This is a genomic window from Protofrankia sp. Cj3 (genome assembly GCF_917627355.1).
In the GTDB taxonomy this organism is placed as follows: Bacteria; Actinomycetota; Actinomycetes; order Frankiales; family Frankiaceae; genus Protofrankia.
Genome location: NZ_CAKJTR010000034.1, coordinates 26,745 through 37,894 on the forward strand (window position 1 = coordinate 26,745; position 11,150 = coordinate 37,894).

Consider the following 11,150-nt stretch of genomic DNA (forward strand, 5'->3'; position numbering starts at 1 on the left):
AACCTGCCGCGGGCCTTAGCTCCGGCGGCGGCCACGTAGCGCGCCCAGCACCAGGGACGCCCTAATGCGGCAGCCAGGTGTCCTTGGAGCCGCCGCCGCGGGACGAGTTGACGATCAGGCTGCCAACCGGAGCGACCCTGGTCAGCGCGGCCGGCACGACCACCGCTTCCGCTCCGAGGTAGACAAAAGCCCGCAGGTCGACCGAGCATGGCTGGAGACGGCCATCATGCCAGGTCGGATGGGTCGACAGCCGCACCAGCTCCTGGCCGATCCAGCGGCGCGGATCAGCGATGATCCGCTGACGGGCGGCCGCGAGCTCAGCGGTGTCCGCCCGCGGACCGATCAGCACGCCGTCCCCGCCGTAGCCCTCAGCCGGCTTGATCACCAACTCGTCGAGATGATCGAGCACGTACGCACACTGCTCGGGATCACCGCAGACGTAGGTCGTGACGTCGTCGAGTACGGGCTGCTCACCCAGGTAGTATTTGATCAGGCGCGGTACGTAGGCGTAGAGCACCTTGTCATCGGCAACTCCGTTACCCGGCGCGTTCGCGAGGCTGAGCGTCCCCGCGCGCACCGCCGCGATCAGCGCTGGGCCGAGCGGCAGGCCATCGGCGGCCACGGCCGTGGCGAGTTCGTCCTCGTCGAAGCGCCGGTACAGCACGTCGACGCGGCGTCGGCGGCCCCGGTCGAGGCGGTGGACCACCGTGCCCGAGGCGCCGTCCCCGACGGTGAGGTCGGCCGGTTCGACAAGCGCGACCCCCATCTCCTCCGCCAACAGGGCGTGCTCGAAGTGGGCCGAGTTGTCCGACCCGTCGGTGAGCACCGCGATCGCCGGCTCCCCCGCCGCCCGGATGGGGGCCGCCGCGACAAGCGCCTCGTGCAGCAGCGCGGGCACACCGTCGAGCCCGGCAATCCCGCCTGGCGGGATCAGATCGGGCAGTATGGAACCGGTCAGCCGCCGGCCTTCGATGGCGTAGGCGACGCCGGAGGGCACCCGCAGGTTGTCCTCCAGGACGAACCAGTTCCCGTTGGCATCACGGACCAGGTCGATGCCGGTGACGGTGGCCCGGATAGCGTTCGCGGGCACGGCGAAGCCAGCGGCCCGCATACCGGGCGCGTTGTGTACCGCCCAGGCCGGGAGCACACCGTCGCCTACCGCGGCCTGCTCGCCATAGGCATCGTGCAGGAAGGCCTCAAGCGCCCTGACACGCTGCGCCAGGCCGGCCCGCAGCCGCGACCAGTCCGCTTCGTCGACGATGCGTGGCACCAGGTCGAAAGGGAATGGTCGCGCCGCGTCATCTCCGGCCACCCGGAACACCACCCCGCGCAGGACCTGCTCGACGCCACGGGCCTCAACAAGCTCGGCCAGCATCGCCGGCCCGAGGCGCTCCAGGGTCCGCATCACGGCCCGGTACGGAGCGCGGACCGCGCCGCCGGTGTCGACCACCTCGTCGTAACCGTCGGGGTGGTACCCGCTGAGCAGGCTGGCCTGACCCGCGGTGCCGGGCTGTACCGCCGTACCGGGGGCACGGCCCGGCACCTGCCCCGGCACCGCGAGCGGCGCGTCGCGCGTCTCAGCCAGGACAAGATCTACAACGTCGCTGAGCCGCCCGCGCCGGGCGAAGGCCCGCCGCTGCCGGGCCGCGGCACTGCCACGCCCGATCACCTGCTGGGCGAGATCGGTCACCAGCTCCCAGTCACCGGCATGCTCAAGCTCGTTCCGCACCTCATGGATGAGCCGCCACAAAAGATCATATGCCGGTACCGGAGCCGCCCCGGCCACATCGACCAGGTCGCCCTCGATCCCGGATCGCGCCGCCCGCCAGGTGGCCGCCCGCAGCAGCTCGGTACGCGGCGGCGGTGCCGGCACACCGATCCCGATCGCCAGGATCGCCCGGCGGACGAGCGCGCGGAACAGGCCCGCGATGAGAATGACGTTGTCGACGTCCGGGCATGCGTCGCAGATGCGCAGTTCGACCGTGGGCAGGTGGGCGGATGGGCGGACGTCGAAGTAGACCATGCCCGAATCGCTGATCACCCCCGATTTGATCAAATCGGCGACCAGCTGATCGTATTCGGCCGCGGTGCTGAACGAACCGGCGACGCCAGCGGTCGGCCACCGCTGCCAGACCAGGGTGCGTACGCTCGCATACCCGCTGTCAACGCCCTTCCAGTAGGGGGAGCTTGCCGACAGCGCCAGCAGCATCGGCAGCCACGGCGCGATCCAGGCGACCACCGCCATGGCGAGATCACGGTCCGCGACGTCCACATGCACCTGAGCGCCACAGATCAGCTGTTCCCTGGCCAGCAGCTGATAATCGGCGAGCATCTGTTCATAACGCGGGTCGCGACTGATCTCCAGCACGCCCGGATCGACCAGCGGGACAGTTCCCGCGGCCGCGGGACCGAGGCCGAGCGGCTCGGCGACCGAGGCGAGCTCACGCCGCAGGTCCAGCAGGTCGGCCCGCAGGTCAGCAAGATCGGTACAGGGACGGCTGTTGGTTTCGACCACGGACTTCAACAGCTCCGCGGCAAAGCGATCGGCCGGAAGGCGGTCAAGGATCGCGCTGGCCCGCGGTACGAGCTGGCGGGACGCGAGATCGAGGATGTGAAACTCCTCCTCGACGCCGACAGCCGCAATTCGGTCGTCGCTCATGGCTGACGACGCTACGGCCATTTGGCTACAGAAGCACGCCATAAGAGCGCCCGGCCGTTGAGAACGGGCACGTTTTCCGGCATTGCCGCGGACATGCCAGCGGGCGCGCCGAGCGCCGGGGTGGCCTGGCGAGGCCGCGGACGGCCGCCCGGCCAGCCCGAGGCGCGCTGACATCGCGGTAACTATCGGCACTTATCGATAATAATCAGCCACCAAACTCCGCCACTTCGCGGTCATCCTGCCACCCCTCGTGCACTTCAGTGACTTGTAATGTCACAATGCAACCTCGCCAGCACTTCTGGTGACATCGCCAACGCCAAGAGTATGATCTTCAAACGAAGGGTGCTGACGTGCGACCACGGGAATATGCCCCGTCCGCCCACAGCTGGATGTGTCTGGAGGGCCGATCATCATGGCGTTACTGAACGCGACCGACATCGCAACGGCCGGACCGGTCGCCATCTCCGCGTCCGCGAAGCCGGCGGACGCCGCCGGCCCGGGCGCGGCGATGATCAGCGAGAGCCGCATCGGCAGACAGGTACGCGTACCCAAGACCGCCGAGCTGGTCGCCGCGCATCTGCGGCGCCAGATAGTGCGCAACGAGCTGGTCGAGGGCGATGCGCTTCCCCCGGAAGCCGTGCTGATGGAACAGTTCGGCGTCTCCCGTCCCACGCTGCGCGAGGCGTTCCGGGTCTTGGAGTCCGAAGCGCTGATCAGCGTACGGCGCGGGGCGCATGGCGGGGCCCGCGTCCACACGCCCAATGGCGACGTGGCCGCCCGCTACGCGGCGCTGGTCCTGGAGCACCGCGGCACGACCCTCGCCGACATCCACCAGGCCAGAGCCCTCATTGAGCCACCCTGTGCCCGCCAGGTCGCCGAACGCCACACCGATGACGATCTTGTAGCGCTGCGGGCGGCCCTCGCCTCGGTCGAGGCCGCCGGCAACAGCCCCGGTCAGCTACAGGCCGCGAGCGCTGACTTCCGCCGCCTGCTGGTGGAGCTCGCCGGCAACCAGACCTTGATCGTCCTCGCCGGCATGCTGCGCCATATCGTCAGCCTGGTGGATGGCAGCGGCCTGATCCCCGGCAGCGGGCCGGCGGAGCCAGCCACCGACGGCGAGCGTCACCACCCGCACTACCAGCTGGTGACGCTGATAGAAGCGGGCGAAGCGAGCGCGGCCGAGGATCTGTGGCGTCGCCATCTGCTGGCGTCGGACCCCTTCGCCGGGCACGACCAGGCCACAGTCATCGACCTGTTGGGAGGGGTCCCGGCGCCGGGTAGGTAATGTCGATCAGGTGACCCGCGCCGAGACCGACTCGCTGGCCGAGGTCCTCAACCTCGACCGCATTGAAACCAACATCTTCCGCGGCTGGTCCTGGCACACCGCACCGACCAGGGTGTTCGGCGGCCATGTCGCGGCACAGGCACTGATCGCCGCTGGTCAGACCGTTGCCGCTGATCGCCCGGTGCATTCGCTGCACGCCTACTTCCTGCTACCGGGTGATCCCGCGGCGCCGATCATCTATGAGGTCGACCCGATTCGTGACGGGCGTTCCTTCACGACCCGGCGTGTGGTCGCCATCCAGCACGGCAAGGCCATCTTCAACATGTCCGCGTCGTTCCACCACACGGCGGAGGGTCTCGAACACCAGGCGGCGATGCCGGTGATGCCGCCGCTGCCGCCGCCCGGTGGCCCAGCCGCACCATCCGACGATGTGTTCTCCGACGGCCGGGGGGTCGAGCCGTTCTTCCGGCGCTACCTGGACGTCCTGCCCATCGCGAGCAGCGCGCCGGACGGCTCCGTCCAGCCGCCGGTCGTCTCCCATCTCGGGGATCCGCATGCGCCCCACCAGCGGCGATGGTTCCGCGCCCGCGGGCCGCTGCCCGACGACCCGCTCTACCACGCATGCGCGGTCACGTACGCCTCCGACCTCCATCTGATCACGACGACTGTGCTCCCGCACCGGACACCGGAAGGGCCGCGGATCTCGCTGGCGAGCCTGGACCACGCGATGTGGTTCCACCGCCCGTTCCGCGCGGACGAATGGCTGCTCTACATTCAGGACAGCCCGTCGGCGTACGGGGAACGCGGCTTCACCCGCGGGGAGATATACACCGCCGACGGCCGGCTTGTCGTTTCCGTCGCGCAGGAGGGACTGATGCGGCAGCGGCCCTGACGCGCCCTTCTTTTCCATCGTGTTCTCTGCGCATGCGCGTTTCCAGCGTTTCGCGTTTCTTCGTTCTCCGCGCTGCCGGCCGGCAGGACGGGCCGGCTCCCGACCAAAGGCTGGGCCGTTCAGTCGTCGGCGGCGCGGGCAGGGACCGGCTGCCGGACGGACCACGCGGCCGGCAGGGACAGCACCATCGTGAGCCCGCCGCCGGGGGTGTCGTCGGTACTCAGCGAACCTCCCATGGCCTCGGCCAGACCGCGGGACAATGCCAGGCCCAAGCCGACACCGGTGGTGTTGTCCCGGTCGCCGAGACGCTGGAAAGGCTGGAAGACCCGGTCGCGGTTCTCCGCCGGGATGCCTGGCCCGCGGTCGATAACGCGGATCTCGACCCGATCGTCGAGAGCACTCGCGGTGATGACTGGACGGGTCCCCGTGGGGGAGTACCGGAGCGCGTTCGAGACGAGGTTGACCAGCACACGCTCGACGAGGGCGGGGTCCGCGTGGATGTCGGGCAGCTCCTCGGGCATCTGGATCTCCACGTTCCGGGCGGGCGGGCCGAGTTCGTCGAGAGCGTGCGGGATGACGCCGTCGACACCGACCGGCCGGGGGAAGACACTGAGCGCGCCGGCCTGCAACCGGCTCATGTCGAGCAGGTTGTCGACGAGCCGGGTGAGCTTGTCCATGGACTCGTCGGCGGTCGCGAGCAGTTCCGCCTGTTCGTCCCGGGTCCAGGCGACGTCCCCGCCGCGCAGCCCGGTGATGGCGGCCTTGGCCGAGGCCAGCGGTGTGCGCAGATCATGGCTGACCGCGGCGAGCAGCGCCGTGCGTATCCGGTCGGTTTCGGCCAGAGGGCCGGCCTCGGCCGCGGCTTCGGTGAGGCGGCGCTGTTCGAGCGCGAGCGCGGCCTGGGCCGCGAATGCGGCGAGTATCCGGCGGTCCGCGGCGGGCAGCGGACGTCCACGCAGCACCAGCGCGAGGTTGTCCCCAATGGGGACGTCCACGTCACCGTCCTCGGGCCGGGTGCACGGGTCGGTCCCGATGCTGTGCACGACCCGCCATCCGCGCACGCTCCCGCCGTCACGGCCCGCGCCGGAGCGCTGCTCGGATCGTTCCAGCAGGGTGGCGGCCATCATGCCGAACGTCTCGCGCGCCCGCGAGAGCAGGGCCGGCAGCGCGTCCTCGCCGCGCAGGACGCTGCCGGCGAGCACGGACAGCGTCGCGGCCTCGGCTGAGGCCCGCGCCGCCTGGGCGTACCGGCGCGCGGCAAGATCGACAACCCGGCTGACCATGATTCCCACAAGGATGAAGGCGACGAGCGCAAAGGCATTGTTGCGTTCCGCGATCGTCCAGTGGCGCAGCGGCGGGGTGAAGTAGTAGTTCAGCATCAGCGAGCTCGCGACCGCGGCGAGCAGCGCCGGCCAGAACCCACCGACCAGCGCGACGACCACCACGGCGAGCAGATAGGTGAGAGCGTCGGTGGTGAGGTTGAGCGAACCACGGGAGTTCGCCAGTACGACGGTGAGCAGCGGGAGCAGGCCGGCCACCAGCGCGGCCGCGATCAACCGGCGGCGCGGCGTCAGGCCGTGCGCGAACCGCGGCAACCGCCAGCCTCGACCGATCTCCTCGTGGGTGACCATGTGGACGTCGATCGATCCGGACAGCTTGGTCGTGGTGACGCCGATGCCCGGACTGAACATCTGCGCGAGCCAGCCACGCCGGCTGGCGCCGAGCACCAGCTGCGTCGCGTTCTCCGCGCGGGCGAAGTCGAGCAGCGCGGTCGGGACGTTCTCGCCGATGACGTGGTGATAACTGCCGCCAAGGCTTTCCACCAGCGCCCGCTGTCGCGCGAGGGCCTGTGGGTTCGCGCCGGTGAGACCGTCGGACCGGGCGACGTGCACGGCAAGCAGGTCGGAGCCCTTGCTGCGGTCAGCGATCCGGACGGCCCGGCGGATCAGGGTGTCCCCCTCGGGGCCACCGGTGAGCGCGACCACCACCCGTTCACGGGTTTCCCAGGTACCGGCGATGCCGTGCTCCGCGCGGTACCGGTCGAGCTGCTCGTCCACCTTGTCGGCTACCCACAGCAGTGCAATCTCACGTAACGCGGTCAGGTTGCCGATCCGGAAATAGTTCGACAGCGCCGCGTCGACCTTCTCCGGAGCGTAGATGTTGCCGTGCGCCATCCGCCGGCGAAGCGCCTCCGGAGCCATGTCGACCACCTCGACCTGGTCGGCCTCACGGACGACGTCATCGGGCACGGTCTCCCGCTGCGGCACCCCCGTGATCCTCTCGACCACGTCGTTGAGTGACTCCAGGTGCTGGACGTTGACATTGGAGATGACGTCGACACCGGCGTCAAGGAGCTCGCGGACGTCCTGCCAGCGCTTGGTGTTGCGGCTGCCGGGGACGTTCGTGTGGGCGAGCTCGTCGACGACGGCGACCGCGGGCTTGCGGGCGAGCACCGCGCCGAGGTCCATCTCGGTGAACACCGCGCCCCGATAGGAGATCTCCTTTCGCGGGACGACCTCCAGGCCTTCCAGCAGCGCGGCCGTCTTCGGCCGGCCGTGGGTCTCCACGAAGCCGACGACCACGTCGGTGCCCCGGTCGTGACGCCGGTGGGCCTCATCCAGCGCGGCGTAGGTCTTACCCACGCCAGGTGCCGCACCGAGGTAGACACGCAACGTTCCCCGAGTCACGGCACCCATCCTGCGCCATCCGCGCGTCCGCCGCGAGGCACACCGAACGCATACAGAAAGCAAACATTCGTTTACGACGAACAACAACAAAATCACAAAACAAGACATAAGGAACGGTCCACGAACACTCGCCACCCTCCGGAAGGGCAACCAGCGAACAGGGCAATGCGATGGAAGAGGCTAGTGATCTGCGCTATAGCGGGACTCAGACGACGAACGGACGATTACCGTAGCGGGCATGCCGCAAGCAGGACTTGCCTGGCAGACACTGCACGATGCCGGCGCGCTCGCACTGGTCGACACCGCGTCCCACCGGGCCGCCGCGGTTGCTCGACCATGTACGCCCGAGCTGGACATCGCGGATATCGTGGAGGCTGAACGCCTAGTCCAGGCCTGGGCGGACGCATCCACACGGCGTGCGGCGGAAGAAGCGCTGGCCGGCCGGCTCGCCGCCGACTCCACCCGGCTGCTGCGCTCGCTGAGCTGGCTGTTGGCGATGTGGGCGGTAACGCTGCACCTACGGACCGGTGAACAGCCACACACGGTCATCCGGTCGTTGACCTACCGCGGAGTGTGGCGCAGTGCCGAGGCACCTCATTGCGAAGGCGTCTGGGAATCACTGAGCCAGCGGGTCCGCGTCGGCGCGCTGGCCGCGCTGACCGGAGACAGCGACGCCGCGCACGCGTTCCGGCTGGCGATCTGCCAGCCTCCCGGTATCGCCGAGGTGCTGTTGCACCACGCGCTGTCCGTCATGGGCGACCTCGCCCGCAACATGCATGCCATCGGTATCGACCCCACCGACCTGGCCCGCACACTCGCCGCTTACACCACGGAGCCGCCCGCCATCCAGCCGGCTTCCTTCCGCCCGCTGGGCTGACCGGCCCGCCGCCATAAATAATCTTCTGTGGCCATGATGTGATCGGCGGAGGCAACTCGGACAGCGCGCCGCCGCCATGCGACAGTTGGATGTCCGATGTGGCGGCGACGGGGAGTGGTAAGTGACCCTGCGGAAACGGGAACCGAACACGAGACAGCCTCGGTCCGGACCTGCCAGCGCGTTGCCGGCGGTGGCCGGTTTCTCGACCAGGCCGGTCATGAGCAGGGCCGGGGACTGACGCCGACCGTGCCGTCCGACATGCCCTCCGCCGGCTCCGCACCCGCCGGCCTCACCAGCCTCACCGGTCTCACCGGTCTCGCCGGGCGGGCGGAGGCACCCGGTGTGCTCTCGGCCGGGCGTCACCTGCGCGCGCCGGAAATCGTCGAAGCGGCCGTCCTCGTCGACCTGGTGATCGCTATCTGCCTGGTCGCGCGCTTCCTTCCGCTCGGTTGGGTGCTGACGATCCCCGCGGCGGTCCCGGCGGCGGTGCTGGCCGCGCGCTGGCGGCTGCGCACGGCCAGCACGGCGATATTCACGGCCATGGCGGTGGCCGTTCTCCTCGGCGGCACCGGGTTCGCGATCACCATCACCTCCTGCATGATGAACGGCACCGTGCTCGGCACGGCCCACCGTCGGCGGTGGGGTCTCCTGCGCACGGCAGCGGTGACCGTCGGCACACTGTGGGTGCCGGTCGCGCTTGTCATGGACGCGCTGTTCGGCGTTCTCACCCAGCTGCGCGGGCTGCTGCTCGCCGAGATCATCAACAGTTGGGACGGCGCCCGGAGCAGCATCGCGCGGCTCGGGATCACACCGGACAACCCCGGGCTGGCGGCGGCGGACTGGGTTGTCCGGTGGGGCACGACGCACTGGTGGGCGCTGCTACCGATCACGCTGCTGGCGAACACGGCGGTGAACGTGCTCGCCGCCGGAGTGGTCATCCGGCCGGTACTGCGCCACCTCGCCGCCAGCGCACCATCCGCCCGGACCGACCAGCCGAACCCGCCGGGGTGGATACCCAGGCGCAGGATGGCGGGCAGTCCGCACCATCCGCGACCGCACGCACAGCCATGCCCACAGCCATGCCCACAGCCGCACTCGGGGCCACACTCGCGGCCACAGCCTGATACGCAGCCGCGGCCTCTTCCCGTGCGGCTCGAATCGGTGACGTACCGCTACCCGGGGGCCGCGCGGGACGCCGTCCACGATGTGTCGCTCACCATCCGGCCAGCGGAGTTCGTGGCGATCCTGGGCAGCAACGGGTCCGGGAAGTCCACGCTCGCCCGGATCATCGGTGGCTGGAGTCCCACCGACGGACAGGTGCTACGGCCCGGTGACTGCGCGCTCGGCCGGCCCGGCGGCACTTCCATGATTTTCCAGCGGCCGGAGTCGCAGGTACTGGGTGTGCGGGTCCGCGACGACATCGTGTGGGGCCTGCCGGAGGGTGGCCGGACGGTCGACGTCGAGGCTCTGCTGGCGAAGGTCGGGCTCGCCCAACTCGCCGACCACGAAACCGCGACGCTGTCCGGCGGGCAGCTACAGCGGCTGGCGGTCGCCGCGGCGCTCGCGCGGGCGCCACGGCTGCTCGTGTCCGACGAGTCCACCGCCATGGTGGACGCCGACGGCCGCCAGCAGCTCACCGAGCTGCTGGCGCGGCTTCCCGGCGAAGAGGGGGTCACGGTCGTGCACGTGACCCACCGCCGCGCCGAGGCGATGCGCGCACACCGCCGCATCACTCTCGACAGCGGCCGGATGACACCGGCGGACGGCGCGGCAGCCGGCCCGACCACCTGCGTGTCTGTCGATCCCCGCCCGGATCCGCGCCCGGATCCGCGCCCAGGCCCACCCGCAGGCCCGTGCCAGCACGCCGAGGCGTCACCGCTGGTCTGCCTCAACGGTGTCGGGCAGATCTACTCCCCTCGATCACCATGGGCGCACCGGGCGCTGACCGACGTGTCCTTCCAGCTCGGCATCGGTGAATCAATCGTGATCAACGGCCGTAACGGATCGGGGAAGTCGACGCTCGCGGCCGTCCTCGCCGGTCTGCTCAGCCCCTCCGAAGGCGATGCCCACATGTCCGGCCGACCGCTGACCGCCTGTCCCGGCGAGATCGGACTGGCCGTGCAGCACTCCCGGCTCCAGCTGCTGGCACCCACCGTAGGTGCTGATGTGCGTGCCGCCGCCGGGGTGAGCGCGGCCGCCGCCGACGACGCGCTGGCCGCCGTCGGCCTGGATCCCGCGGTGTTCCGGGACCGGCGGGTGGAGAACCTCTCCGGCGGCCAGCTGCGCCGCGCCGCGCTCGCCGGGCTGATCGCCCGCCAGCCCCGCCTGATGATCCTCGATGAGCCGCTGGCGGGGCTGGACATCCCGTCACGGCGAACCCTCATCAAGGTGCTCGCGGACCTTCGCGTCCGCACCGGCTTGACGTTGGTCGTGATATCCCACGACTTCGACGGCCTGGCCGATGTGATCGAGAGAACGATCGTCCTGGACGGGGGACGCCTGGTCCACGACGGGCCTTTCCGCGGTGACCGGCCGCAGCGCGTGCCGGCGGCTGCCCCGCCAGCCATCGCCCGCGCCGGCGGCGTCCGGACACTCCCCCGACCGCGCCATGCGGTGGTCACCGCCAGCGCACAGAGCGCGGCAGTCATCGATACCGGGAGTCCCCGCGCCACCCCGGCGCCGGTCGCCGTGGCGGCTGCGCACGCACGCCGGCCCGAGCCGCCCGAGCCGCCCGCACCCGCCGCGCCCCG

General features: G+C 70.3%; 6 protein-coding genes. 4 read left to right on the forward strand and 2 right to left on the reverse strand.

Going from position 1 to position 11,150, the window contains the following annotated elements; all coding sequences use genetic code 11:
• Positions 1-61: 61 nt before the first annotated feature.
• Positions 62-2,659 (reverse strand): carboxylate--amine ligase/circularly permuted type 2 ATP-grasp protein, encoded by a 2,598-nt coding sequence (locus MJ783_RS07020; RefSeq protein WP_239309350.1) that lies wholly within the window; start codon positions 2,657-2,659, stop codon positions 62-64.
• Between the two features lie 412 nt (positions 2,660-3,071).
• Here MJ783_RS07020 and MJ783_RS07025 point away from each other — a divergent pair, with 412 nt between their 5' ends.
• Both MJ783_RS07025 and MJ783_RS07030 read left to right on the forward strand, forming a co-directional pair.
• Positions 3,072-3,944: a FadR/GntR family transcriptional regulator gene (locus MJ783_RS07025; protein ID WP_239309351.1), complete on the forward strand. Its 873-nt coding sequence runs from the start codon at positions 3,072-3,074 to the stop codon at positions 3,942-3,944.
• 10 nt (positions 3,945-3,954) lie between these two features.
• A complete protein-coding gene (locus tag MJ783_RS07030; protein WP_239309352.1) occupies positions 3,955-4,836 on the forward strand; it encodes an acyl-CoA thioesterase II in 882 nt (293 codons plus the stop codon).
• 119 nt (positions 4,837-4,955) lie between these two features.
• Here MJ783_RS07030 and MJ783_RS07035 read toward each other — a convergent pair whose 3' ends face one another.
• Complete coding sequence (locus MJ783_RS07035; RefSeq protein ID WP_239309353.1) at positions 4,956-7,532, reverse strand: ATP-binding protein; 2,577 nt, start codon at positions 7,530-7,532, stop codon at positions 4,956-4,958.
• A 229-nt stretch (positions 7,533-7,761) separates the two neighbouring features.
• On the opposite strand from MJ783_RS07035, the gene MJ783_RS07040 reads away from it, so the two are divergent.
• Together MJ783_RS07040 and MJ783_RS07045 are read left to right on the forward strand one after the other, a co-directional pair.
• Positions 7,762-8,400, forward strand: coding sequence for a hypothetical protein (locus tag MJ783_RS07040; protein WP_239309354.1), 639 nt, complete (start codon positions 7,762-7,764; stop codon positions 8,398-8,400).
• A 114-nt stretch (positions 8,401-8,514) separates the two neighbouring features.
• On the forward strand, positions 8,515-11,150 hold a 2,636-nt coding region (locus MJ783_RS07045), incomplete at its 3' end, for an ABC transporter ATP-binding protein (protein WP_239309355.1).